Source organism: Marivita geojedonensis (genome assembly GCF_002115805.1).
Taxonomy (GTDB): Bacteria; Pseudomonadota; Alphaproteobacteria; order Rhodobacterales; family Rhodobacteraceae; genus Marivita; species Marivita geojedonensis.
Genome location: NZ_JFKC01000018.1, coordinates 37,037 through 59,971 on the forward strand (window position 1 = coordinate 37,037; position 22,935 = coordinate 59,971).

25 protein-coding genes and 1 other RNA gene are annotated in these 22,935 nt (G+C 62.6%); 15 read left to right on the plus strand and 11 right to left on the minus strand.

Annotation, left to right across the window (positions count from 1 at the left end; translation table 11 throughout):
• Nucleotides 1-69: 69 nt before the first annotated feature.
• The 13 genes from hisD (at nt 70) to MGEO_RS15535 (ending at nt 10,448) form a co-directional block, all read left to right on the plus strand.
• On the plus strand, nt 70-1,395 hold the full coding sequence (hisD, locus tag MGEO_RS15475; protein ID WP_085639807.1) for a histidinol dehydrogenase: 1,326 nt from the start codon (nt 70-72) through the stop codon (nt 1,393-1,395).
• Nucleotides 1,396-1,557: 162 nt separating this feature from the next.
• The gene (locus MGEO_RS15480) at nt 1,558-2,508 is read left to right on the plus strand and encodes an ester cyclase (protein ID WP_233139947.1); all 951 of its coding nucleotides are present in this window, start codon (nt 1,558-1,560) and stop codon (nt 2,506-2,508) included.
• Nucleotides 2,487-2,915 carry a VOC family protein gene (locus tag MGEO_RS15485; protein ID WP_085639810.1) on the plus strand — a complete coding sequence of 143 codons (429 nt, stop codon included), beginning with the start codon at nt 2,487-2,489 and terminating at the stop codon, nt 2,913-2,915. Before MGEO_RS15480 ends, MGEO_RS15485 begins: the two co-directional genes overlap by 22 nt.
• 14 nt (nt 2,916-2,929) lie before the next feature.
• Nucleotides 2,930-3,538: a hypothetical protein gene (locus MGEO_RS15490; RefSeq protein WP_085639814.1), complete on the plus strand. Its 609-nt coding sequence runs from the start codon at nt 2,930-2,932 to the stop codon at nt 3,536-3,538.
• Nucleotides 3,539-3,614: 76 nt separating this feature from the next.
• Entirely contained in the window at nt 3,615-4,373 is a 759-nt protein-coding gene (locus MGEO_RS15495) for an SDR family NAD(P)-dependent oxidoreductase (protein WP_085639817.1), read from the plus strand.
• Nucleotides 4,370-5,383 carry a LacI family DNA-binding transcriptional regulator gene (locus MGEO_RS15500; protein WP_085639924.1) on the plus strand — a complete coding sequence of 338 codons (1,014 nt, stop codon included), beginning with the start codon at nt 4,370-4,372 and terminating at the stop codon, nt 5,381-5,383. Before MGEO_RS15495 ends, MGEO_RS15500 begins: the two co-directional genes overlap by 4 nt.
• The gene (locus tag MGEO_RS15505) at nt 5,380-6,342 is read left to right on the plus strand and encodes a nuclear transport factor 2 family protein (RefSeq protein ID WP_085639820.1); all 963 of its coding nucleotides are present in this window, start codon (nt 5,380-5,382) and stop codon (nt 6,340-6,342) included. Before MGEO_RS15500 ends, MGEO_RS15505 begins: the two co-directional genes overlap by 4 nt.
• Before the next feature lie 16 nt (nt 6,343-6,358).
• Nucleotides 6,359-7,327, plus strand: coding sequence for a cupin domain-containing protein (locus MGEO_RS15510; RefSeq protein ID WP_085639823.1), 969 nt, complete (start codon nt 6,359-6,361; stop codon nt 7,325-7,327).
• Nucleotides 7,328-7,416: 89 nt separating this feature from the next.
• Complete coding sequence (locus tag MGEO_RS15515) at nt 7,417-7,926, plus strand: GNAT family N-acetyltransferase (RefSeq protein ID WP_085639826.1); 510 nt, start codon at nt 7,417-7,419, stop codon at nt 7,924-7,926.
• A 68-nt stretch (nt 7,927-7,994) separates the two neighbouring features.
• On the plus strand, nt 7,995-8,369 hold the full coding sequence (locus tag MGEO_RS15520; RefSeq protein WP_085639829.1) for a SpoIIAA family protein: 375 nt from the start codon (nt 7,995-7,997) through the stop codon (nt 8,367-8,369).
• A 71-nt stretch (nt 8,370-8,440) separates the two neighbouring features.
• On the plus strand, nt 8,441-8,755 hold the full coding sequence (locus MGEO_RS15525; RefSeq protein ID WP_085639832.1) for a DUF1272 domain-containing protein: 315 nt from the start codon (nt 8,441-8,443) through the stop codon (nt 8,753-8,755).
• A gap of 82 nt (nt 8,756-8,837) precedes the next feature.
• Nucleotides 8,838-9,245, plus strand: a complete 408-nt coding sequence (locus MGEO_RS15530; protein WP_085639835.1) for a (R)-mandelonitrile lyase — start codon at nt 8,838-8,840, stop codon at nt 9,243-9,245.
• Nucleotides 9,246-9,266: 21 nt separating this feature from the next.
• Nucleotides 9,267-10,448 (plus strand): S41 family peptidase, encoded by a 1,182-nt coding sequence (locus MGEO_RS15535; protein WP_085639838.1) that lies wholly within the window; start codon nt 9,267-9,269, stop codon nt 10,446-10,448.
• Nucleotides 10,449-10,499: 51 nt separating this feature from the next.
• Here the strand turns inward: MGEO_RS15535 and MGEO_RS15540 are convergent, their stop codons facing one another.
• Together MGEO_RS15540 and mgtE are read right to left on the minus strand one after the other, a co-directional pair.
• The gene (locus MGEO_RS15540) at nt 10,500-11,066 is read right to left on the minus strand and encodes a 5-formyltetrahydrofolate cyclo-ligase (protein ID WP_085639841.1); all 567 of its coding nucleotides are present in this window, start codon (nt 11,064-11,066) and stop codon (nt 10,500-10,502) included.
• On the minus strand, nt 11,063-12,457 hold the full coding sequence (mgtE, locus tag MGEO_RS15545; protein ID WP_085639844.1) for a magnesium transporter: 1,395 nt from the start codon (nt 12,455-12,457) through the stop codon (nt 11,063-11,065). Before mgtE ends, MGEO_RS15540 begins: the two co-directional genes overlap by 4 nt.
• Before the next feature lie 131 nt (nt 12,458-12,588).
• On the opposite strand from mgtE, the gene guaD reads away from it, so the two are divergent.
• A complete protein-coding gene (guaD, locus tag MGEO_RS15550) occupies nt 12,589-13,878 on the plus strand; it encodes a guanine deaminase (protein WP_085639847.1) in 1,290 nt (429 codons plus the stop codon).
• A gap of 112 nt (nt 13,879-13,990) precedes the next feature.
• Here guaD and MGEO_RS15555 read toward each other — a convergent pair whose 3' ends face one another.
• The 8 genes from MGEO_RS15555 to MGEO_RS15590 form a co-directional block, all read right to left on the minus strand.
• Nucleotides 13,991-15,127 carry a YHYH protein gene (locus MGEO_RS15555; protein WP_085639850.1) on the minus strand — a complete coding sequence of 379 codons (1,137 nt, stop codon included), beginning with the start codon at nt 15,125-15,127 and terminating at the stop codon, nt 13,991-13,993.
• A gap of 146 nt (nt 15,128-15,273) precedes the next feature.
• A complete protein-coding gene (rpmG, locus tag MGEO_RS15560; protein WP_050927593.1) occupies nt 15,274-15,441 on the minus strand; it encodes a 50S ribosomal protein L33 in 168 nt (55 codons plus the stop codon).
• A 122-nt stretch (nt 15,442-15,563) separates the two neighbouring features.
• An RNA gene (gene rnpB / locus MGEO_RS15565) (RNase P RNA component class A) lies at nt 15,564-15,936 on the minus strand.
• A 136-nt stretch (nt 15,937-16,072) separates the two neighbouring features.
• Entirely contained in the window at nt 16,073-16,783 is a 711-nt protein-coding gene (locus MGEO_RS15570; RefSeq protein WP_085639853.1) for an alpha/beta fold hydrolase, read from the minus strand.
• A 3-nt stretch (nt 16,784-16,786) separates the two neighbouring features.
• A complete protein-coding gene (locus MGEO_RS15575) occupies nt 16,787-17,920 on the minus strand; it encodes a cobalamin-independent methionine synthase II family protein (RefSeq protein ID WP_085639928.1) in 1,134 nt (377 codons plus the stop codon).
• Between the two features lie 109 nt (nt 17,921-18,029).
• Nucleotides 18,030-19,361 (minus strand): 8-oxoguanine deaminase, encoded by a 1,332-nt coding sequence (locus MGEO_RS15580; protein WP_085639855.1) that lies wholly within the window; start codon nt 19,359-19,361, stop codon nt 18,030-18,032.
• Between the two features lie 118 nt (nt 19,362-19,479).
• Nucleotides 19,480-20,280 carry a histidinol-phosphatase gene (gene hisN, locus MGEO_RS15585; RefSeq protein ID WP_198948118.1) on the minus strand — a complete coding sequence of 267 codons (801 nt, stop codon included), beginning with the start codon at nt 20,278-20,280 and terminating at the stop codon, nt 19,480-19,482.
• A gap of 56 nt (nt 20,281-20,336) precedes the next feature.
• Nucleotides 20,337-20,717 (minus strand): helix-turn-helix domain-containing protein, encoded by a 381-nt coding sequence (locus MGEO_RS15590; RefSeq protein WP_085639858.1) that lies wholly within the window; start codon nt 20,715-20,717, stop codon nt 20,337-20,339.
• A gap of 297 nt (nt 20,718-21,014) precedes the next feature.
• Between MGEO_RS15590 and MGEO_RS15595 the strand changes: the two genes are divergently transcribed.
• On the plus strand, nt 21,015-21,986 hold the full coding sequence (locus MGEO_RS15595) for an NADPH:quinone oxidoreductase family protein (RefSeq protein WP_085639861.1): 972 nt from the start codon (nt 21,015-21,017) through the stop codon (nt 21,984-21,986).
• A gap of 6 nt (nt 21,987-21,992) precedes the next feature.
• Here MGEO_RS15595 and MGEO_RS15600 read toward each other — a convergent pair whose 3' ends face one another.
• Nucleotides 21,993-22,871 carry a LysR family transcriptional regulator gene (locus MGEO_RS15600; protein WP_085639863.1) on the minus strand — a complete coding sequence of 293 codons (879 nt, stop codon included), beginning with the start codon at nt 22,869-22,871 and terminating at the stop codon, nt 21,993-21,995.
• Nucleotides 22,872-22,935 lie beyond the last annotated feature (64 nt).

A 22,935-nucleotide genomic window follows, 5' to 3' on the forward strand; every position in this document is an offset into this window, starting at 1 on the left:
GCAAATATCGCTTGAGAGGCCCGCGCGCGCCGCTATGCTGATCCGGACAGAAGATCCGGGGAGGTGGCGATGGCCGAGTATCTCAAGCGGGGGAAACCCGAAACCGAACGTGCCGAAGACGATGCGAAGACCCGCGCGGTGGTCGAGGCGACGCTGGCCGATATCGAAGCGCGCGGCGATGCGGCGGTCCGCGATCTGGCTGCGAAGTTCGACAATTACACGCCCGAGAGTTTCCGCCTGACGCAAGACGAGATCGACGCTCTGATTGCGGAACTTTCGCCGTGCGAGTTGGCGGACATCAAATTCGCGCAAGAGCAGGTGCGCAACTTCGCGCAGGCGCAGCGCGACTCGATGCTGGATATCGAGGTCGAAACGATGCCGGGGGTGATCCTGGGCCACAAGAACATCCCCGTGCAGTCGGTGGGCTGCTATGTGCCGGGCGGCAAGTTCCCGATGGTCGCTTCGGCGCATATGTCGGTGGCGACGGCGTCTGTCGCTGAGGTGCCGCGCATCATCGCCTGTACACCCCCCTGGCAGGGCAAGCCGAACCCGGCGGTGATCGCCGCGATGCATCTGGGCGGGGCGCATGAGATCTACGTTCTGGGTGGGATTCAGGCGGTTGGGGCTATGGCGATCGGGACCGAGACCATCGACCCGGTGCACATGCTGGTGGGCCCGGGCAACGCGTTTGTGGCGGAGGCGAAGCGGCAGTTGTTCGGGCGGGTGGGGATCGACCTCTTCGCCGGGCCGACCGAGACCATGGTCATTGCCGACGACACGGTGGATGCCGAGATTTGCGCGACCGACCTGCTGGGGCAGGCGGAGCATGGCTACAACTCGCCCGCCGTGCTGGTGACGAATTCGCGGAAACTGGCGGAGGAGACGCTGAAGGAGGTTGACCGGCTGCTGGAAATCCTGCCCACGCGGGACACCGCCTCGGTGTCGTGGCGCGATTACGGCGAGGTGATCCTGTGTGCTGATCATGATGAGATGCTGGCGGTCGCCAATGACATCGCGTCCGAGCATGTGCAGGTGATGACCGACCGGGACGACTGGTATCTCGAGCACATGACCTGCTACGGCGCGCTGTTCCTTGGGGCGCGGACCAATGTCAGCAACGGCGACAAGGTGATCGGGACGAACCACACCCTGCCCACCAAGAAGGCGGGGCGCTATACCGGTGGGCTTTGGGTGGGCAAGTTCCTCAAGACGCACTCCTATCAGCAGATCACCACGGATGAGGCAGCGACGCTGATCGGCGAATATGGCTCACGGCTTTGCATGCTGGAGGGGTTTGTCGGGCATGCCGAGCAATGCAACGTCCGGGTGCGGCGCTATGGCGGGGTGAACGTGCCCTATGGGCAGGGTGCGCCCTATCGGGATGCGGCGGAGTGAATTGCGGCGCGGGGCGATGCGGTGACGCATGGTCTGGTTCCTGCGGCGGAAACACTGGGGCTCCGCCCCAGACCCCGGGATATTTTGGGCAAGAAGAAGCAGGGGAGCCTCGTGTCTGAGGTCGAGCGCGCCAAAGTGGTGATGGCGCCGGTCTTTGCGGCGATGCGGGATGGCGTTTTTGATGCGCTGGCGCAGGTCGCGCCGGGTGCGCGGTTTCGGATGTGCCATCCGTTTGGCGACCTGCAAGGCGCGGACGCGTTCGTGCGGGAGTGCCTTGCGCCGTTGCAGGTGGCGTTGCCGGATCTGGAGCGGCAGGAGTTCATTCGCATTGCGGGCTTTGATGCGGATGGGGCGCTTTGGGTTGGCTCGGGTGGGTCTTATGCCGGGCGGTGGGTCGCACCCTGGCTGGGCATCCCGCCGACCGGGCGCAGCGCGGTGATGCGGTTTCACGAGTTCTACCGGATCGAAGGCAACACCTGCGTCGAGATGCAGGCGATCTGGGACATTCCAGAAATGATGATGCAGGCCGGGGTCTGGCCCATGGCGCCCCAATTGGGGCGGTTTTGTCATGCGCCCGCGCCGATGACGCAGGACGGGTTGGGGCCGCATGATCCGGCTGTGTCGGCGGTCAGCGCGCGCCATGTGATCGACATGCTTACCGCGATGGTGCGGCACCCGTCGCAGGGCGGGCCGGAGGTGATGGAGCTGGAGCGGTTCTGGCATCATGACTTCATGTGGTACGGGCCTGCGGGCATCGGCACGGCGCGCGGGGTGGAGGAGTTTCGCCGCTTCCACCAGATTCCGTTCCTGAACGCCATGCCGGACCGGGGGCAGCACCCCCAGGGCACGGTACATCACTTCATGTCGGAAGGGGCCTATGTCGGTGTGACCGGCTGGCCCAACATGCAGCAGACGCTGACGGGCGATGGATGGCTCGGCATGCCGCCAACGGGGCAGAGGATCACCCTGCGCAGCCTCGATTTCTGGCGGCTGGAGGATGGGTTGATCCGGGAAAACTGGGTTCTCGTGGACCTTCTGGATGTGTACGCTCAGCTCGGGGTGAATGTGTTCGCCCGGATGAAGGAACTGGCATGGAGCAGAGGATTTCGCTGATCACGCTGGGCGTGGCGGATGCGGAGAAAGCGGCGGCCTTCTATGATGCGCTGGGCTGGGTGCGGGTCGAGGCGCAGGAGGGTGTGATCGCCTATGATCTGCTGGGGCAGACGCTGGGGCTTTATCCGCTCGACAGGCTGGCCGAGGATATCGGGATCGACGTGGCACAGCTTGGGCGCGGGGCGCTGACACTGGGCTACAATGCGCGGGACCGGGCTGGCGTGGATGACGTCATGGGCCGGGTCGAGGGCGCGGGTGGCACCGTGTTGAAAGCGCCGCAGGAGGTGTTCTGGGGTGGCTATCACGGCTATTTCAGCGACCCCGAGGGCCATATCTGGGAAGTGGCGCACAATCCGTTTTCGCCTTTGCGCGAGGGCGATGGCGCTTTTCGCTGGCTGGGATATTGAGACGCCCGCAAAGCATGTGGAGCCTTGAGACGCTGGGCCGGGTCCGGTTGTCCAGGCATTTCTACATGCGGGAGTTTCTTTATTCCGAGATCGGGAATTTTCACGGACTTCAGAACATCCCCGATAATCCCGATCTCGCCATCGCGCGGGGGCGGGCGTTTTGCGAGACCCTGCTTGATCCGTTGCAAGAGACCTTTGGCCGGATCGCGGTGCGGTCGGGGTTTCGGTCGGCGGCGCTCAACCGGTTCGGCAACGAGAACGGGCTGAACTGCGCGCGCAACGATTATCCGCTGGAGTGCCATATCTGGGATTTGCCCGACGTCGAGGTGGCAGGAGCCAGCATCGTGATCCCGTGGTTTGCCGATCAATACGATCACGGGCGGGATTGGCGCGATCTGGCGTGGTGGCTCTATGACCATCTGCCCTTTGCCGAAGCGTGGTTTTTCCCCAAGCTCTGCGCATTCAACATCGCCTGGCGGCCTGACCCGCAGCGGCGGATCGACAGCTATATCGCGCCGAAGGGGACATTGGTGCGGGCTGGGCAGGAACCGTCTGAACCGTTGGATCAACGCGCAGAGCGTTATGCGGATTTCCCGCCGTTTCGCGGTATTGATCACCCGTGAACCTGGGGCTGGACAGAGGGGTGTGTGCGGAGTAGCGTGATTTTGCACACCTATGCAAAATCACGGAGTCGCCTGTATGCCCCTGCCCAGAACACCGTCTTTCAGGCTTGATGGCAAGCGGGCGCTGGTAACCGGCGGGTCGCGCGGGATCGGGCTGGGTTGTGCTGTGGCGCTGGCCGAGGCGGGCGCGCATGTGATCGTTGCGGCGCGGAGTGCGGCGCAGGTGCAGGCGACCGTCGATGAGATGGCGCAGGCGGGGTTCAGCGCCGAGGCGCTGGTGCTCGACGTGACGGACATCGCGGCGGTGCAGGCGGCGGTGGCAGAGCTGGCGCCGATCGACATTCTGGTGAACTCGGCAGGGCTTGCCCGGCACAGCCCGGCACTTGAGACCACGCCCGAGGATTTCGATGCGGTGGCGGCGATCAACATCAAGGCGGCGTATTTCCTGGCGCAGACGGTGGCGCGGCAGATGGTCGGGCGGGGCGGGTCGATCATCCAGATCTCGAGCCAGATGGCGCATGTCGGCGGGATCGATCGGGCGGTCTATTGCGGCACCAAACATGCGGTAGAGGGCATGACCAAGGCGATGGCGATCGAATGGGGGCCAGAGCAGATCCGCGTCAATACGATCTGTCCGACTTTTATCCTCACGGAACTCACCAAACCGACCTTTGACGACCCCGAAAAGCGCGAATGGATCGCGAGCAAGATCAAGCTGCCGCGCGTCGGGCAGGTCGAGGATATCATGGGCGCGTGCCTGTTTCTTGCGTCGGATGCGAGCGCGCTTGTCACCGGCACATCGCTGCTTGTCGATGGGGGATGGACGGCGGGATGACACGGCGTGTCACCTCCTTTGACGTGGCGGCGCGGGCGGGGGTGAGCCAGTCGGCGGTGAGCCGGGTGTTTTCGGGGGCCTCGGCCAGCAAGGCAACGGTGGAGAAGGTGCGCGAGGCGGCCGAGGCGCTGGGCTATCGGCCCAATGTGCTGGCGCGGTCACTGATCACCGGGCGGAGCCGGATCATCGGCATGGTGGTGGCCTATCTGGGCAACCCGTTCTACCCGGATGCGCTGGAACGGTTCAGCCGCGAGTTTCAGGACGAAGGGTATCACACGCTGGTCTTTACCCTGCCTGAAGGGGCCGAAGATACGGATACGGACCGCATCATCCAGCAGATGCTCGACCATCAGGTGGATGGGATCGTTCTGGCCAGTGTGGGCTTGGGCGACGCGCTGGCGGCGCGCTGCGAGGCGGCGGGTATTCCCGTGGTGCTGTTCAATCGCGGGCAGGAAGGCAGCGGTCTGGCGCAGGTCACTTCCGCCAATCGCGTCGGAGGGGCCAAGGTGGCAGATTTTCTGGTGGCGGGTGGCCATACCCGCATTGGACATGTCGCCGGATGGCAGGGGTCGTCCACCGGGCGCGACCGGACCGAGGGGTTTGTCGCGCGGCTGGTCGAGCTTGGGCAGGACTGCGTTGGCGTCGAAGACGGGCGCTATGACCATGCCGAGGCGGTGCGGGTGACGGACGTTCTGTTGGACAAGGGCGTCGATGCACTGTTTGTCGGCAACGATCACATGGCCTTTGCGGTCATGGACCATCTGCGCTGCACGCTGGATCTGTCGGTGCCGAATGACGTGTCGGTCGTGGGCTATGACGATGTGCCAATGGCGGCGTTTGCGGCCTATGACCTGACCACGGTGCGGCAGCCCGTGGGGCGCATGGTGAAGGCGACGGTCGAGGCGCTCATTAACCAAATCGAAGACAAATCCGCGCATGCGGAGGTGACTGAAATCGACGGGCCGCTGATCCTGCGCGGATCGGCCCGCAGACCGGAAGGCATGGAATGAGAGGGTTCGACAACCGTTTCGTGGATTTTCCCGACTACATCCTCGGGATCACCAAGGAGATCTGGGAGGATCGCGGGCTTGGGGCGCGGATGAAGGATTACTATCACCCCGAGGTGATTGTCCGGACACCTGCGGGGATCGGCTTTGGCGAGCCGGCAATGACGGCGGCGACGATGGCGACCTGTCACGAATTCCCCGACCGGCAGCTCTTGGGCGAGGATGTGATCTGGTCCGGCACACCCGAGGTGGGGATGTTGTCATCGCATCGCATCCTGTCCACGGCGACCCATGTGAAAGACGGCCAGTTCGGCCCTGCAACCGGGCGCAGGATCGCCACAAGGGCGATGGCGGATTGTTATGCCAAGAACAACATGATCAGCGACGAATGGCTGATCCGCGACAACGGCGCGATTGTCCGGCAGTTGGGGTTCGATCCAAAGGACTGGGCGCGCGAGCGTGTCGCGGGGCTCGATCCCGAGACCCAGCCCTTCCGCCCGGCGGTCGATGTGCAGGGGCCGTATACGGGCCGGGGCAATGACAACCAGTGGGGCGAGGCCTTCGCCGCGCTTCTGACCCGTGTGATGGCGGCGGAGTTCTCGGTCATTCCCGATCAGTATGACCGCGCCGTGCAGGCGGAATATCCCGGTGCGCAGACGGTGCATGGCACGGGTGGTGTCGATGCGTTCTGGCTGGGGCTGCGCTCGGCCTTTCCGTCGGCGACCTTCGAGATCCACCACCAGATCGGGATGGAAGAGCCGAACATGCCGCCACGCGCCGCGATCCGCTGGTCGCTGACCGGCAAGCATGATGGCTGGGGCGCGTTCGGTACGCCAAGCGGGGCCGAGGTTCATGTGATGGGCATTTCCCATGCCGAATTCGGCCCGCGCGGTCTGCGCCGGGAATGGACGCTTTACGACGAAACCGCGATCTGGATGCAAATTCTCGCCCATCAGGGCTGACCAAGAGGACCGACCAATGACCCCGCAAGAGATGGAAGCCCGCATTGTCCGATACGGCGACCTGCGCCCCTGTCGGACTGCCTTCATCGACGCCCATACGCCCGGAAGCAACCAGAAGGAAAACTTTACCATCATCGGCGGCGGAGTGTCGGAAAGTGCCGATCAGCACGTCCACATCACCGAAACGCCGGGGTTCAATATCGGGGCTGCGGGCCAGCCGCCCAAATGCCGAAACTCGCTGCACAGCCACCGCACGGCGGAGGTGTTCTTTGTGCTGTCGGGGCGGTGGCGGTTCTTCTGGGGGCGCTGGGGAAAGGCTGGGGAAGTCGTGCTCGAGCAGGGCGACATATTCAATATCCCGACCGGAATTTTCCGGGGGTTCGAGAATATCGGCACGGATTACGGGATGATCATGGCCATCCTCGGTGGCGACGATGCGGGCGGCGGGGTGATCTGGGCACCGCAGGTGATCGAGGATGCCAAGGATCACGGGCTGGTGCTGGGCGAGAACGGCAAGCTTTACGACACCAAGAAGGGGCAGGCGCTGCCCGAGGGGGTCAAGCCGATGCCGCTGCTCACCGACGACGAACTGAAGGCGTTTCCAGAACCCACGACTGCGGATGTGATCCCCGGTTATGTCGCCCGCTACTGGGATCTGATGGCGCTGGCCGACCGCCAGCCAGCCAAGGTGATCGGGCCTGAGGGGCGGTTGAAGGACCGTCCCGGCTTTGGCGTGGATTTCATCACGCGCGGGTCGATCCCTGCAAACCGCTATTCTGTCGCAAGCCACGAGGTGCTGATGCCCGTGCGGGGCCATTGGCGGCTGAGCTGGGATGGTGGCAACACGGCGTTGAACCCCGGCGACACGGCCGCAGTTCCGCCTGGCCTGCCGCACAGCCTGACGCCCGCGATGACCGGCGAGGCGTCGATGTACCGGGTGCGATCGACCGACGATCCGGCCGGGCCGACCTGGACCGGCGCGTAGGCGCTCGCCTCCAGACCGGCCGGCTCGGGCTGGTGCGATCATGGCGGCGCGCTACCTCTCGGCCAATGCCATCCTAGGACGAGCCCGCCATGCCTGATGCCACGCTGACCCTTCGCACCGCTGAAGCCTCGGATATCGAGGCGCTGGATCGGCTGTTCGGGCAAAGCTACCCGGTACTGCTCAAGCCCGATTACCCGCCTTCGGTTCTGGTGACGGCGGTGCCGCTGATCTCGAAAGCGCAACCGGGGTTGATCGCGTCGGGGACGTATTTCGTCATCTGCGACGGTGAGGATATCGTCGGAGCTGGCGGCTGGACGATGCAGGCTCCGGGCGGTCGTCCGGGCCAGCGCGGTATCGGACATGTCCGCCATGTCGTCACCGACCACCGTCGCACCCGCGAAGGCATCGGGCGACAGTTGATGGAGTATGTCATCCTGCACGCCCATGCCTGCGGGATGACACAGCTGCATTGTCAAAGCACCCGGACTGCGGTGCCGTTTTACGAATCCCTGGGCTTTGTCACGGAGGCCGGGATCGAGGTTCCGCTGCGCCCCGGTATCACCTTTCCCGCAGTGTTCATGCGGCGGCGTCTTGCCTAGGTTGACCTGGGTCATGGCACCTGAACGCCTTTTGGTGTGGACTCGGGCTCCAGCATAAGGAGGGGACCATGCTGACCATCACCAAACCGGAACCGAACCGCGTGGACATAGAACTCTCAGGCAGGGTTTCTTCGGAGGAAATGGCCAAGGGACTCGATGATCTGCTTGAGCTGTCGCAGGATGTGAACAAGGGCACGATGCTCTATACGATCACGTCTTTCGCCTTTCCTGATCTTGGCGCCATCGCCGTCGAGATGGCGCGCCTGCCCAAGCTGTTAGGCCTGCTGGGCCGGTTTGACCGCTGCGCGGTGCTGAGCGATGCCGCCTGGCTGCGCACAGCAGCCGAGGTGGAAGGCGCATTGATCCCCGGTTTCGACATCAACGCGTTCGATCTGTCCGAGCGCGATGCAGCCGAGGCGTGGTTGAAAACCGGCACAGCCTGATCATCGTGCTTGCCACGCGGGGGTGGACGGGGTCTGGTCGGGTCATGTGAAGACCAACCGTGGATGTCCCCATGCTTGAACTCAGACCGAATTGCGAATGGTGCGACAAGGATTTGCCGCCCGATGCCGAAGATGCGCGCATCTGTTCCTATGAATGCACCTATTGCTCCGATTGCGTCGAAACCGTGCTGCACAATGTCTGCGCGACCTGCGGTGGTGGTTTCACACCACGCCCGATCCGGCCCAAGGGGGCGCATCGCGTGGGCAAGACGCTTGGTCTGGGTCATCAGCCGGCGAGCACCACACGGGTCCATTCCCGTTGGACCGCCGAAGAGGTCGAAGAGTTGAGCCGGCTTTTGCGCGGCATCGCACCGCAGGATCGGTGAGGGCTTTTCCCGACCGAGCTGCAAGACTTTCCATTCAACGCAACCGCGTTATTTCAGCCAGAGACAGACAGAGGAGCCTGCCATGAAAATCCACCGCGCCGGGGACCGGCCTTCGCTTACGCCCAGCCCTGACTATTTCACCGGGACCGTCCGGATGGATCCGGTTGTCTCGGGCGATGACGAGTCCGCCGTCAAGATCCTGATGGTGACCTTCGAGCCCGGCGCGCGGACTGCGTGGCACACGCACCCGGCGGGGCAGTCTTTGCATATCGTATCCGGTCTGGGATGGGCCGCGACCGAAGGTCAGCCGGTGCAGGTGCTGCGCCCCGGCGACACCGTCTGGTTCGCGCCCGGCGAGCGCCATTGGCACGGAGCGTCCCCGGATTGCGCGATGACCCATCTGGCGGTTCAGACCGCTGTCGATGGCAGGACCGCGGATTGGCAGGAACACGTGTCGGACGCCGATTACAACGGGCCGAGGACGGGGTGATGTCTGGCAAGCGCGGCGCCCATGTCGATGCTCCATGACCTTGAAGAAATAGAGAGAACGGTCCTTGCGATAGACCCCAGCTTCCGGGCAATCGAACGCGCGGACATAGATCGTCACCTCAACGAAGCCCGGCAGAATGCACTCGCATGCTCGAAGGATGCGTTCATCCTGTCAGTGATGCGGCTTTTGGCTCTTCCGAAAAACGGGCATACACGTCTGATCCCGAATAATGCCATCAGTGTCCTGCCTTTCAGGTTTGTTAGTATCGGCGCAGATATCCGATTGCTTGGTGCCCCATCAGGTTATGCAGGGGCAATCGGCAGCGCACTGATGTCCATCAATGGCATTCCAGTGATCGAAATCGAGGCCGCCGCCGAGGCATTTCTAGCTGGTACACGACAACGAAGACGCGTTATCGGGCCGATCCTTTTCGCTTGGCCGGAAGCATTGGTACGATTGGGTGTGTTTTCGGGCAGCGGCACAATCAAATATCAGTTTTGCAATTCGAAAGGACGTATCAGCGAGCTTGCTCCGGATACAAATGATCGGGTTTCCGGATCGGCGCTTTATCCACGAAACGAGCATGGCAAAGCCGACGCGTTCTGGTCTCCAAAGACTTATCTGGAGAAAAGGGATTTCGGCCAGCGCGGGTTGTTGATGGTACTTCCGAGTTTCTTCGATCCCGGTGAAACGGATTTTTCGAACGCGGTTTCCGAGGCGGCAAATTGCGTGAGCATGCGCCCTGAAACTCCGCTTGTTATTGATGTCCGAGGAAATACCGGCGGCAACTTTCTTAGAACCTTGCCATTGATCGACGCGGTATCGGAGGGTTCGGACGATCGCCAGGTTTGCGTGCTTGTCGACAAATTCACCTTCTCCGCGGCAATCGTCTTCGTTGCCATCCTCAAGCACCGTCTCGGAGCGCGGCTTTCGCTTATCGGGGAAGAGATGGGGGACGATCTTACATTCTTTGCAGAAGGGGGAACACTCGACCTGTCGACTGGCCGTGCGGCTGTTCGATACTCATCGGCGTTTCATGATTGGGCAGAAGGTCGTATCGACGAGACCACACCAAGAGAGATCGCGGCAGAGATCGTACCTGTCGGAACGATGGTGTTGGATCGTTACTGGATCGCCCATTCAGACGATATTGAAGCGCGGGATCGGTTTTGCTGTGATCTACTCGGCGGCCTGCATGCTTAGACGCATGTTCATATTGTCCGCACACCAGACACAAGCACAAACCATTCGCCGTCAGAATGACCGTCCCACCTCAACAACCTCCCGCTCGGTCACGATCAGGTCTAGCGGTTGGTCTGTCGGCTCAAGGGGCAGGTCGTCCGCCTCCTGCGCGGCGTAGGCGAAACCGATGGCGAGGGTCGGGCGCTGGGCGCGCAGGCCTTCGAGCGTGCGGTCGTAGAACCCGCCGCCATAGCCCAGCCGCCCGCCCGCGCGGGAAAATGCGACCAGTGGGACGATCAGCACTTCGGGGGTAATCAGCCGTTCCACCGCAGGTACGGACACGCCGAAGGGGCCGTCGACCAAGGCGCAGTCGGGTTCCCATTGCGAAAAGACCAGAGGCTGCCCCGCGCCGCGGATCACCGGCACGCCAACAAGTCCATGCGCTGCGGCTTCTGACATGGCGGGCAGGGGGTCGATCTCGGTCCGGATCGGAAGGTAGCCCGAGACCGGAACGCCCCGATAGCCCGCCAGAACCTCGCTCAGATGTCCGGCCGCGCCACGGTGCCCGGCCTCGTGCGCTGCCTTGCGGCGGGCAAAGGCGGCTTTGCGGGCGGCGGCCTTGCGCTCTTCCAGCGTCACAGCAGCACCACAACGGCGAGGCCGAGGAAGGCAAAGAACCCGACCACGTCCGTGACGGTGGTCACAAAGGCCCCCGAGGCCAGCGCCGGGTCGATGCCCAGTTTCTCGAGCACGATCGGGATGCCCGTTCCGGCAAGCCCTGCCACGACCAGATTGATCACCATCGCCGCCGCGATCACACCTCCGAGCGCGGTCGAGCCGAACCAGACATAGCCGACGATCCCCATGATCACCGCAAAGGCCAATCCGTTGATCAGACCCACCAGCACCTCACGTCGGATCACCCGCCAGACGTTTGATCCCGTAAGGTCTTTGGTCGCCAGGGCGCGCACCGCAACGGTGAGCGACTGAGTGCCCGCATTGCCGCCCATCGAGGCGACGATGGGCATCAGCACCGCCAGCGCCACCACCTGCGCGATGGCTGCTTCGAACTGGGCGATCACAAGGCTGGCCAGAACGGCGGTGATCAGGTTGACGAACAGCCAGGGGAAACGGCGCTTGGTGGTCTCGGCCACGCGGTCGGACAGGGAACTTTCACTGTCCACACCGGCCAGACGCAGCACGTCTTCCTCGTGCTCTTCGTCGAGAACCGCCATGGCGTCGTCGATTGTGATGACACCGACCAGCCGTTCGTTTTCATCGACCACGGGGGCCGAGATCAGGTGGTACTGGTTGAACGCATAGGCGACATCGCCTTCGTATTGCAGCACCGGGATCACGTGGAACGTGTCTTCGACCAGCGATTTGAGCAGCACCTCGCGGCGCGACGCCATCAGCTTGCCCAGCGTGACATTGCCTACCGGGCGCAGGCGCGGATCGACCAGCACGATGTGGTAGAACTGTTCCGGCAAATCGTCGGTATTGCGCAGGTAATCAATGGCTTCGCCGACATTCCAATGCTCGGGGGCCATCACCACCTCGCGCTGCATCAGACGACCGGCGGAATATTCCGGATAGGTCAGCGACTGCTGCACCGCGACCCGGTCGCTATCCTCGAGAACGTCGAGGATCGCTTCCTGCTGCTGTTCTTCGAGGTCTTCGAGGAGGTCGACCACATCGTCGCTGTCGAGCTCGCGCACCGCTTCGGCAAGAACCTCAGGCGACAGGATCCCGATCACTTCCTCGCGGATCGATTCATCGAGTTCCGACAGGATGTCCCCGTCGAATTCCTTGTCATAGAGCTTGATCAGCCGCATCCGGTCGAATGCGTTGATCTGCTCCAGAAGGTCGGCAATATCCGCCGGGTGCAGCGGGTCCATCAGCTCTACGAGCTGATCGCGGTCTTCCAGATCAACGGCATAGAGAATCTGTGCCACCGCCTTGCGGCCAAGGCTGTAGGCGTCTTCGGTCTCTTCGACCTCGGGTGCCTCGATGGTTTGGTCTTCGCTCATCCTGCCCCCTCGCTGTGTTGTGCGGTCATTCTTTACGCAATCGGCTCGGGAGAAAACAGAGCGTCCGCGCGATTTACCAACTCCGGATCACGAGATAGGTTCACAGCGCACGTGTCAAAAAGAGCGCTTCCATGTCAGACATCACGATTCATCTCGGGCAGACCCTCTGGTTTGCAGGGGACCCTATGGTCGAAGGGCCGGAGGCGGCGCGATTTGATGCGCGCGGTGGGATCGCTGTGCAGGACGGGCACGTTCTGGCGCGCGGCACGGCAGACGATCTGCGCCGCGACTTTCCGCAGGCGAGGGTCGATGATCATGGGAAGGCGTTGATCCTGCCGGGTTTCATCGACGCGCATGTGCACTACCCACAGACCGCCATGATTGCGAGCTGGGGCAAGCGGCTGATCGACTGGCTCAACACCTATACCTTCCCCGAGGAAATGCGCTTTGGCGATGCGGATTACGCTGCCGAGATCGCCGGGCGGTACCTTGATCTGGCGCTGTCGCATGGCACGACGACCATGTGCAGCTATTGCACGATCCACCCCGAAAGCGTGGACGCCTATTTCAGCGCCGCCAACGCGCGCGGGATGCGGGTGCTGGGTGGCAAGACCTGCATGGACCGCAACGCGCCGGACGGGCTGCTGGATACCGCTCAATCGGCCTATGACGACAGCAAGGCGCTGCTTGGGCGCTGGCACGGGCAGGGCCGGGCGTCCTACGTGATCACGCCGCGCTTCTCGCCCACCTCGACCCCCGAACAACTGTCGGCGCTGGGGGCCTTGTGGGCCGAACACCCCGACTGCCTGATGCAGACGCATCTGAGCGAACAGACCGACGAGATTGCCTGGGTGCGCGGGCTCTACCCCGAGGCGAGGGATTACCTTGATACCTATGAGGCGCATGGGTTGCTGGGGGCCAATGGCCTTTACGGCCATGCCATCCATCTTGAACCGCGTGAACGCGACCGGCTGCGCGAGGTCGACGCGGCTCTGATACATTGTCCGACCTCCAACACCTTCATCGGGTCGGGTCTTTTCGACATGGCGGGTCTGGCGGCAGAGGGGCAGCGCGTGGGGCTGGCCACCGATACCGGCGGCGGGTCGTCCTTTTCGATGCTGCGCACGATGGCGGCAGCCTATGAGATTGCCCAACTGCGCGGCGTGGCGCTGCACCCGTCGACCTTGCTGTGGCTGGCGACCGAAGGCTCGGCGCGGTCTTTGCGGATCGCGGACCGCGTGGGGACTTTGGCCCCGGGATCTGAGGCGGATTTCATTACGCTGGATCTGGGATCAACGCCCGCCATTGCGCAGCGCAGCGCGAGGGCCGCGGATATCTGGGAAGCGGTGTTCCCGACGATCATGATGGGGGACGACCGCGCGGTGTCGGGGGTTTGGGTGATGGGCGAGCGGCGGCGCTGAGGTTTTGACGCGCCGCGTTCGATCGTTCCATTCGGATGCTGGCAGGCATCAGCACAGAGCCGATGCCGCCAACATGATCCCCGGGCCACCCGCAGGTGAGCGACAGGTCGACCTACGGGCGCCGCTTCATGAACGACGAATCCGGAGTGCCTGAAAAACAGGCCATGACATGCGGGTAGGTCTCGGTGACGACATAGCCGTAGACGCCATCCTGAGTCATCCCGTTGCACCGATCCAGGTCACCGTATCCGTCGACATATTCCCAATCATCGACAAAGGTTCCGTCATATGTCCCTCCGGGGCCACCGGGGCGTGTGCCGATCTTGAGGCGATAGCTGCTTGTCGCTTTTCGGATTGTGCCGCCATCGTCGATGTAAATCCCGAAGATCGGAAAGCCATCCGCGGCAAAGCCAATGACCGGAGAGGCAGATGTCGGGTTTTCCTGCTCGAACAGCGCCATCGGATTGCCGTGATAATGATAGGCGCCATCGGGCTGCGTATGGGCGTTGTGCTCATCGGCACCAAACCCGGCACCCGGCGCCATTGGATCATAGCGATAGGGCGCCGTCATGTCGTTGCACCCGATCCGACCGTTGCCCACGCCGAAACACCCTGCCGCAAGCAGGTCGAGTTTCACGCCGTTCAGAAAAACCGCATTGTCATATTGCAGGCTCAAGGCCGTTGGCTGGGCTGCGAGGGTGGGATTTGCAGGAACCGAGTACGCCTGGTTCTGTTCGGAAAGCGGGGTGACAAACCGCCCTGTGGCGTTGAAGTCATGATTGGGAACCGCGTTGGATGTGATGGAGCAGTGGTCGCCGCTCACACTTATCGAGACCGACGCATCGAATTCACGCGCGTTCTGCACGTCCGTGGCCTGGGCCGAGTAGGTATCGGCATATGCCGTACAATTTGCAGCTCGATCCGTCAGAATGGCGTTTGTGATGTCTTCATGAGCGCTTGCTGGGTCAACAAAAGCTGCAAACACGGACAGACCACTGATGGCCGCTGTCTGGAAGGAAATGCCGAGCCTTCTGAAAATCCTCGATTTTTTAGCGTTTTTCCCGATAGTCATATGGTCCCTCTTCGTATTGGCACAAAACAAGTTGATACTGCGCGGCGGCCCGTTGGTGGGACCATCCACATAGATGAAACGGACCAAGGGCAAGACTCCGTCGCTGACTCTGGCAGAAAAATCGAAATTTTCAGTTTTTTTGCGAAAATAGCTGCAAGATGCAAAAAAGGCCGGCATAAGCCGGAGCAATCAATGGTGGTTTTTTCGAAGGGCGCTTTCACGAAAGGGTTCGGCCTCAGGGGTTGAACCCTTCCGCAAACGAAAAAACCGCGCCCGGATCAGCCCGGCGCGGCTTTTCTTCACTGTCCGTGTGAACGGAAGGCTTACTTGATCTTGCCTTCCTTGTACTCGACGTGCTTGCGCGCGACGGGGTCGTACTTCCGCACAGACATTTTTTCCGTCATCGTCCGCGCGTTTTTCTTGGTCACATAGAAATGACCCGTTCCCGCAGTCGAGTTCAGGCGGATCTTGATTGTGGTAGGCTTCGCCATGGGTCGTCTCCTGCACCGGGCAAGGCCTGCCCGTAAATTCCAGTATGAAGGCTGCCTTCTACCCGCGCGCACGGGTGAGTCAACCCTTCTTGCGTCGCTTCTTTGCCGAATGTTCCGAAAAATCGCGCGGAGGGCCTGTAAGCCGGATTCTGTCCCCCTTGGGTTTCCCCAAGGTTAGATGACCATTCCTCTGGGACCGGTGTCGCCACCGGCCTCGTGCTGCCAACCCGGGGATCTGGGCTGAAGCGACCCTGCCGACGCGCGGCGCGATCCCCCTATTCGGCATTGCTCCCGGTGGGGCTTGCCGTGCGGGGGCTGTTGCCAGCCCCCCGGTGGGCTCTTACCCCACCGTTTCACCCTTACCCCGGCGGACCGGGGCGGTCTGTTCTCTGTGGCGCTTTCCGTCGGGTTGCCCCGCCCGGGCGTTACCCGGCACCGCTGCTTCAGGGAGTCCGGACTTTCCTCCCCCGAGGGGGCGGCCATCCGGCCCTCCGCGCGAGAGGTGGCGTAGGGCAAGCGCCCTGTGCGGTCAATCACCATGCGACAGGGCCACGTGCGGTTTGTCTGCTTTTTCCGGATTTGCGAGGGGCGGGGGCTGCTCCATCGGATCGGCACGCGCCAATCCGATGCATCATCGCAGAACATAGGGCTGGTGCAGCCACTCCCAAAGCGCGTCATTGGTCTCGTCCGGGGTTTCAAGGGTCGGCAGATGGCCGGCATCGTCAAGCACGACAAGCCGCGCATGCGGGATCAGTTCCGCCATGACGCTGTGGCGTTTGACCGGGCACAAGGCGTCATGCGCGCCGCACAGGACAAGCGTCGGCTGATGGATCCGGCGCAGGGTGCCCTGCTGGTCGCGGCGCCGCTGCAACGCGCGGGATTGCCGGACAAACGCATCCGGGCCCAGCGTGTGCGCCATGTCCATCACGGTTTGCAGCACGGCCGGACGGCGCGGACCGGGGGCGAGGTAGTTGGGCTTCAACTCGTCGCGCATCACCTCGGTCAGCTTGCCCGACTTCACCTTGACGATCTGCGGCTCGCGATTTGCGGCGACCTGCGGCGTTTCCGCAAGGCAATTGGTGTCCATCAATGCCACCCGCAGAACCCGTTCCGGCGCGCGGCGCAGGATCTCCATCGCCACGATGCCGCCCATGCTGAGGCCCGCCAGTGCGAATTTCGCGGGCAGCAGGGGCAGGAGGCCAGAGGCGATCTCTTCAATCCGCTGGCCTTGGGTGATCGGTGCCACCATGACCGGATGGGTGGCGGAAAACGCACGGATCTGCGGCTCAAAAAGCCGCGCGTCGCACATCATGCCCGGCAGAAAGACAACCGGTTCTGCCATCGTCTACAGCCGCTCCGACGCCAAAGCCGCGCCGCGGGCCAGCGTGGCCAGCTTGGCATAGGCGATATTCGGGTCCACCGCGCCGAAACCTGCAAAGGTGCCGAAACCGCAATCGCTGCCCGCGATCACGCGGTCTGGGCCGACGATTTCGGCAAAGCGTTCGATCCGCTGCGCCACCACTTCGGGGTGTTCGACGAAATTGGTTGTCGAATCGATCACGCCGGGGACCAGCACCATGTCCTCGGGGATCTCGGATCTGCGGTCGCGGAACACGGTCCATTCATGTGCGTGCCGGGGGTTCGAGGTCTCGAACAGCACCTGACCCGCGCACACTTTCATCAGCGTCGGGAAGACCGTGTCCATGTCGATATCGCAGACATGCGGACCTTCGTAATTGCCCCAGCAGATATGCACCCGCACCCGCGCCGGGTCGATCCCGTCAAGCGCGTGGTTCATCGCCTCCACATGGCTTTCGGCGATCTTGACGAATTCGGCGTCGGTCAGATCGGTAAAGATCATGTGCCGCGACAGCGCAAGATCGGGGCAGTCGAGCTGAAGCATCAGCCCGCTGTCCACGATGGTGCGGTATTCGTCGCGCATCGCATCGGCCAGCGCTGCCAGATAGGCGTCGCGGGTGGGGTAGAACTGGTTCTGCTGGAAAAGCGAGATCACACCGGGGGAGGCCGCGTTCATGAACGCCTCCGTTGCGCCATGCGCCGCCATCCCGGCCTTGAGGTTGGCAATATCGGTTTCCAACTCGCCCTGACCTTTGGACTTCACCTCGCCCACACACATGGGGCGCGCGTATTTCGGCGTGCCGCCATCGTCCTTGAGCCGTTCGAGGAAAGACGGAAACAGCTTGAGATCGGCCGGAGCGTTGCGCGGGCTGTCGCCGTCGAAACCGGTGTAGCGGTCTTTCACATAAGTGGCGTAGCTGATCTTGGAGGTTTCGCCGTCCGACACGATATCGATCCCGGCCTCGACCTGTCGGCGCACGGTGTCTGATGCGGCTTCGGTCATCGCGGCATCGAAAGCGGCGTGGTCATAGTCCTGACGATTCTCGCGGGCGAAGATGAAATCCACCACTTTCTGCGTGCGCGGCAGCGATCCGACATGGGTGGTCTTGATGCGTGTCATCGGCTCGGCCCCTCGGTCTGCATAGGTTTGCAGCGACACTAACAAATCAGGCGCGCGGTGCCAGATGCTTCGAAGCATCTGGCAATGCTTTTCGAAAAGCTTTGGCCGCTCATCCCATCAGTGCCCGAGCAAGGGTATTCTGCCGTTCAACGACGTTGGGCAGGTCAATGGTGGTCACATGCCCATCGCGCACGATCTGGCGTCCTTCGACCAGCAGGTGTTTGACCCGCGTCGGTCCGGCGAGCAGCAGCGCCGCCGGGTCCCAGCTTCCGGCGCTTTCCACCCCGGTCACGTCCCAGATGGCGATATCGGCGCGCTTGCCAACCGCGATCTGGCCGCAATCCGGACGGCCCAACACCTCGGCCCCGCCGCGCGTGGCGATGTAAAGCGCCTCGCGCGCGCTCATGGCGTTGGCGCCATTGGCCACCCGTTGCAGCAGCATCGCCTGACGCGCTTCGGCCACCAGATTGCCAGCGTCGTTGCTGGCCGACCCGTCGACACCCAGACCGACCGGCACACCGGCATCGCGCATGGCACGGATTGGGGCGATGCCCGACCCAAGCCGGCAGTTGGAGCAGGGGCAATGCGCCACCCCGGTGCGGGATTTGGCGAAAAGGTCGATCTCCTGCCCGTCGAGCTTGACGCAATGCGCGTGCCAGACATCCGGCCCGGTCCAGCCGAGATCTTCGGCATATTGGCCCGGGCGACAGCCGAACTGCGCCTTGGAATAGGCGATGTCCTCGTCGTTCTCGGCCAGATGGGTGTGCAGCATCACCCCCTTGTCGCGCGCCAGCAGGGCGGCATCGCGCATCAGGTCGCGGCTGACCGAGAAGGGGGAACAGGGCGCAACGCCCACCCGAACCATCGCGCCCTCGCGCGGGTCGTGGTGGGCGTCGATCACGCGGATGCAGTCTTCGAGGATCGCCGCTTCGTTTTCGACCAGCGAATCCGGCGGCAGCCCGCCATCGCTTTCGCCAATGCTCATCGCACCCCGTGTCGGGTGAAAGCGCATCCCGATGTCCTGTGCGGCGGCGATTGTATCATCAAGGCGCGCGCCGTTCGGGTAGAGGTAGAGATGATCAGAGGTCAGCGTGCAGCCAGACAGAGCCAGTTCTGCCAATCCGATCTGGGCCGAGATATACATCTCTTCGGGGCCAAAGCGCGACCAGATCGGGTACAGCGTCTGGAGCCAGCCGAAAAGCAGCGCGTCCTGCCCGCCCGGCACCGCGCGGGTCAGGGTCTGGTAGAGATGGTGATGGGTGTTGACCAAGCCGGGCGTAACCACGCAGCCTTTGGCGTCAATGGTCTCTTCCGCGCCGGTCAGCCCGCTGCCGACTTCCGTGATGACACCGTTCTCGATGCGGATGTCCGCCTGTGCCAGCTCTGCCAGAGCGGTGTCCATCGTCAGGATGGTTGTGGCGTTCTTGATCAGGATGGCCATGCCGTTCCCTCCACACAAATCGTGCCCTTTTCGGTGAGGATAACCCGCCGGGGCGACAGAAAAGGAGCGGAAGGACTCGCCCGGGCGGAGTCAGGTGTAGCGCGGATCGGTGCGCGTGTCAGCCGTTCAGAAGCGCCATCGCGGCGGCGTGCAGTTCCGGCGTGGCAGCGGCAAGCGTCGTGCCACCGTCATGGGCGGGGCTGCCGTCCCATTGGGTGACAACACCGCCCGCCGCCTCGATGACGGCGATAGGCGCCTGAACGTCATAGGCATTCAGCCCGGCTTCGATCACGAGGTCGATCTGTCCGGCGCCCAGCAGCGCATAGGCATAACAGTCGCAGCCATAGCGCGTCAGCTTGACCTCGCGGGCGACACGCTGAAACGCGACGCGCTCGTCGTCGGTGCCGATTTCCGGGAAAGTTGTGAAGAGCGTGGCATCCGCCAGCGCCGATGTCTGCCTTGTGGCAAGCGTCCCGTCGCGCCCCGGACCCGTCCAGTTGCAGCGTCCCAAACCACCCATGAAACGTTCGCCTACATAGGGTTGGTCGATCATGCCGAGGACCGGACCCGTGCTGTCGGACAGGGCAATCAGCACACCCCAGGTTGGCGTGCCGCTGATGAAGGAGCGCGTGCCGTCAATCGGATCGAGCACCCATGTCAGACCGCTGGTGCCCTCCACCGTGCCATGTTCTTCGCCCAGAATTCCGTCCTGCGGGCGCAGGTCGGCCAGGACCTCGCGCATCGCAGTTTCAGACGCGCGGTCTGCGATTGTGACGGGATCGAACCCGCCCGCAACCTTGTTGTCGGCGGTGAGTCCAACCGACCGGAAATGCGGAAGAATCGCATCACGTGCGGCATCCGCCATACGTTCGGCCACCGACCAGAGGTCGGCTGCGTCGGACGTGGAAAACTGTGTCATGGAACGCCTCCTGCAGCAAGCAGCCCGTCAAGGGCTACCGCAGGCAGGCGACGTGCTCAAGCGACGTCTGACAGAACGCGCGCCAGTTCGAACAGGCGGCGACGCTGATTTTCAGGGATCGCATAATACGAGCGGATCAGATCGAGTGCTTCCTTGTCGCCGAGAAGATCCGAAGGGATGGACTCGTTCGAGGTGGTCGCAGTCTGCTCCTGCTGGTTTTCTTCGATTCCCTCAAAAAAGAAAGCCACGGGAACATCCAGCGCATCGGCAATATCCCAGAGACGGGACGCGCTGACCCGGTTTGCGCCGGTCTCATATTTCTGAATCTGCTGGAATTTGATTCCAACCTTTTCCGCCAGCTGTTGCTGGGTCATACCCACAAGCCACCTACGGTGGCGGACACGCTTTCCCACGTGAACGTCAACAGGATGTGCCATCTTGCTCCCTTTCGACCGACGCCGTCTTCGTCTTGTTTCGTCGGACAGGACCATAGTGGCGGCGGTTTAACCGGAGCCTAACGGAAACAACCTATCCGATTATTGATGGACGAACGCTATAGCATGACAGGTATCAGGGCAAGGAAATTGGGCGCTGGATTCAGAAAATGGTTAACAAATTTTGACCAAGCCTTTCATGCGGTAACATGTTTTAGCGCTAACGACTCAGTATCGCCGTGACCTTTCCGTTAACGTAAGCCAAAGTAAGAACATGAGAATTTGAGACTGGGGGTCCCAATGAAGGCGTTTCAGGTACACAGACATGATGCCGCACTCAAAATCTGCGAGGTTCCGGTTCCGGTTCCCGCTCCGGGAGAGATTCGGGTCAGGGTCCATGCCTGTGGATTGAATTTTGCTGACCTTCTGATGGTCAAGGGAACCTATCAGGACACGCCGGACCTGCCCTTTACTCTGGGTATGGAAGTGTCCGGTACAGTCGATGCGCTGGGCGATGGGGTGACGGGGTTTGCACCCGGAGACCGGATTGCGGTGTTCGGTGGGCAGGGGGGGCTTGCGGAGTACGGCTGTTTCGATGCGCGACGCGCGGTGCGCCTGCCCGACGCGATGCCGATGGTCGACGCGGCCGCGTTCCAGATCGCTTACGGCACAAGTCATCTTGCACTTGATCATCGCGCGCGGATGCAACCGGGTGAAACGCTTCTGGTGCTCGGTGCAGCCGGTGGCGTGGGTCTTACGGCGGTGGAAATCGGGAAACTGATGGGCGCCACAGTAGTGGCCTGCGCGCGTGGGGCGGCCAAGCTCGAGGCGGCCAAAGCTGCGGGCGCGGACCATCTGATCGACGCGGAAACCCAGGACATCCGCACAGAGATGAAAGCGCTGGGCGGGGCTGATGTTGTCTATGACCCTGTCGGGGGCGAGCAGTTTCAGGCGGCATTCCGGTCGTGCAAACCCGAAGCGCGCCTGCTTCCCATCGGCTTTGCCAGCGGCGATGTTCCCCAGATCAAAGCGAACCACCTGCTGGTGAAGAACCTGTCCGTTCTCGGGCTTTACTGGGGCGGATACCTGCAATTCCGCCCGGATGTGGTGACCGACAGCCTTGCAACGCTGCTGGACTGGTATGTGGAGGGACGGCTGAAACCGCATGTGAGCCACACGCTCGGGTTTTCCGAGGTCGCGGACGGGCTCGAACTGCTGCGCACACGGAAATCCACGGGAAAGGTGGTCATCCGGATCCGGGACGAAGAGTAGTTTCGGCTATTCCGCCGCCGCCCGAAGATCGACACCCGAGATCGCAGCGAACTCTCGGCGCAGGAGGTCGCACAGCGGTTCGATGATCTGCGACCGGGCAGTGCCGCGATACAGTGCCACCGACTGATGACCAAGATCGGGCAGGTTGGCGTTGGCCGGGATCGCCTCGAATTGCGGTGGCTCGTGGCCTTCGAGAACGGATGTGATGGCCAGATCGGCGCTGACCGCCACTTCGATGGCGCGGTCACTGTCCGATGACAGGACAAGATCCCACGCAGCGCCGTCCCGTTCGAGCGTGCCAAGTGCCACGGGGCGGAAAGAACAGTGGTTGCAGAAGGCCACGGGCAGGGGGCTGGCTTTCCACGCCTGTCCCCCCGGTGCCCCATACCAGCGCAGCGGAACCTTCATCAGGATTTCCGCATCCCCATCGGGCTTGGTTTCAGTGGTCAGGATCACGTCCGCGTCACCGCGCGCGAAGCGTTCCTTGAGTTCGCTGGAATAGGAACTGTGCAGCTGCACTTTCACACGCGGGAAATCGCGCTGCATTGCCTTCATCACGTTCGGAATCGCCGGGTAAATGATGTCATGCGGCACGCCGAGGATGATTTCCCCTTCCCAGACGGTGTTCGTCAGCTTGCCGTAGACCTCGTCGTTCAGATCGACGATGCGGCGCGCATAGGCCAACAGCTGTTCGCCCGCCGCGGTCAGCACCACGCCGCGCCCCTGCCGGTCGAGCAGGGTGAGGTCGAGGCTTTCTTCCAGGCGTTTTATCTGCATCGACACCGCAGACTGCGTCAGGTTCAGAAACGAAGCCGCCCGCGTCACGCCGCCGGCATCGGCCACGGCGATGAAGGAGCGGAGCGTCGTGATGTCGAGATTTCGCATATATCACAATCCATGATGAATGAGTTCAAAAACATTCGTTTCACAAATGCTGATAGCAGCCTCA

Bases quoted from the DNA above. Each gene is read 5' to 3' on its own strand.
- MGEO_RS15555 (WP_085639850.1), bottom strand. From the start codon at position 15,127: ATGCCGGCCTTTTTTGCATCTTGCAGCTATTTTCGCAAAAAAACTGAA.
- MGEO_RS15480 (WP_233139947.1), top strand. From the start codon at position 1,558: ATGCGGGATGGCGTTTTTGATGCGCTGGCGCAGGTCGCGCCGGGTGCG.
- MGEO_RS15485 (WP_085639810.1), top strand. From the start codon at position 2,487: ATGGAGCAGAGGATTTCGCTGATCACGCTGGGCGTGGCGGATGCGGAG.
- MGEO_RS15520 (WP_085639829.1), top strand. From the start codon at position 7,995: ATGCTGACCATCACCAAACCGGAACCGAACCGCGTGGACATAGAACTC.
- hisN (WP_198948118.1), bottom strand. From the start codon at position 20,280: ATGACACAGTTTTCCACGTCCGACGCAGCCGACCTCTGGTCGGTGGCC.
- MGEO_RS15575 (WP_085639928.1), bottom strand. From the start codon at position 17,920: ATGACACGCATCAAGACCACCCATGTCGGATCGCTGCCGCGCACGCAG.
- MGEO_RS15530 (WP_085639835.1), top strand. From the start codon at position 8,838: ATGAAAATCCACCGCGCCGGGGACCGGCCTTCGCTTACGCCCAGCCCT.
- guaD (WP_085639847.1), top strand. From the start codon at position 12,589: ATGTCAGACATCACGATTCATCTCGGGCAGACCCTCTGGTTTGCAGGG.
- MGEO_RS15600 (WP_085639863.1), bottom strand. From the start codon at position 22,871: ATGCGAAATCTCGACATCACGACGCTCCGCTCCTTCATCGCCGTGGCC.
- MGEO_RS15570 (WP_085639853.1), bottom strand. From the start codon at position 16,783: ATGGCAGAACCGGTTGTCTTTCTGCCGGGCATGATGTGCGACGCGCGG.
- hisD (WP_085639807.1), top strand. From the start codon at position 70: ATGGCCGAGTATCTCAAGCGGGGGAAACCCGAAACCGAACGTGCCGAA.
- MGEO_RS15505 (WP_085639820.1), top strand. From the start codon at position 5,380: ATGAGAGGGTTCGACAACCGTTTCGTGGATTTTCCCGACTACATCCTC.
- rpmG (WP_050927593.1), bottom strand. From the start codon at position 15,441: ATGGCGAAGCCTACCACAATCAAGATCCGCCTGAACTCGACTGCGGGA.
- MGEO_RS15595 (WP_085639861.1), top strand. From the start codon at position 21,015: ATGAAGGCGTTTCAGGTACACAGACATGATGCCGCACTCAAAATCTGC.
- MGEO_RS15500 (WP_085639924.1), top strand. From the start codon at position 4,370: ATGACACGGCGTGTCACCTCCTTTGACGTGGCGGCGCGGGCGGGGGTG.
- MGEO_RS15490 (WP_085639814.1), top strand. From the start codon at position 2,930: ATGTGGAGCCTTGAGACGCTGGGCCGGGTCCGGTTGTCCAGGCATTTC.
- MGEO_RS15495 (WP_085639817.1), top strand. From the start codon at position 3,615: ATGCCCCTGCCCAGAACACCGTCTTTCAGGCTTGATGGCAAGCGGGCG.
- mgtE (WP_085639844.1), bottom strand. From the start codon at position 12,457: ATGAGCGAAGACCAAACCATCGAGGCACCCGAGGTCGAAGAGACCGAA.
- MGEO_RS15510 (WP_085639823.1), top strand. From the start codon at position 6,359: ATGACCCCGCAAGAGATGGAAGCCCGCATTGTCCGATACGGCGACCTG.
- MGEO_RS15525 (WP_085639832.1), top strand. From the start codon at position 8,441: ATGCTTGAACTCAGACCGAATTGCGAATGGTGCGACAAGGATTTGCCG.
- MGEO_RS15580 (WP_085639855.1), bottom strand. From the start codon at position 19,361: ATGGCCATCCTGATCAAGAACGCCACAACCATCCTGACGATGGACACC.
- MGEO_RS15515 (WP_085639826.1), top strand. From the start codon at position 7,417: ATGCCTGATGCCACGCTGACCCTTCGCACCGCTGAAGCCTCGGATATC.
- MGEO_RS15590 (WP_085639858.1), bottom strand. From the start codon at position 20,717: ATGGCACATCCTGTTGACGTTCACGTGGGAAAGCGTGTCCGCCACCGT.
- MGEO_RS15535 (WP_085639838.1), top strand. From the start codon at position 9,267: ATGTCGATGCTCCATGACCTTGAAGAAATAGAGAGAACGGTCCTTGCG.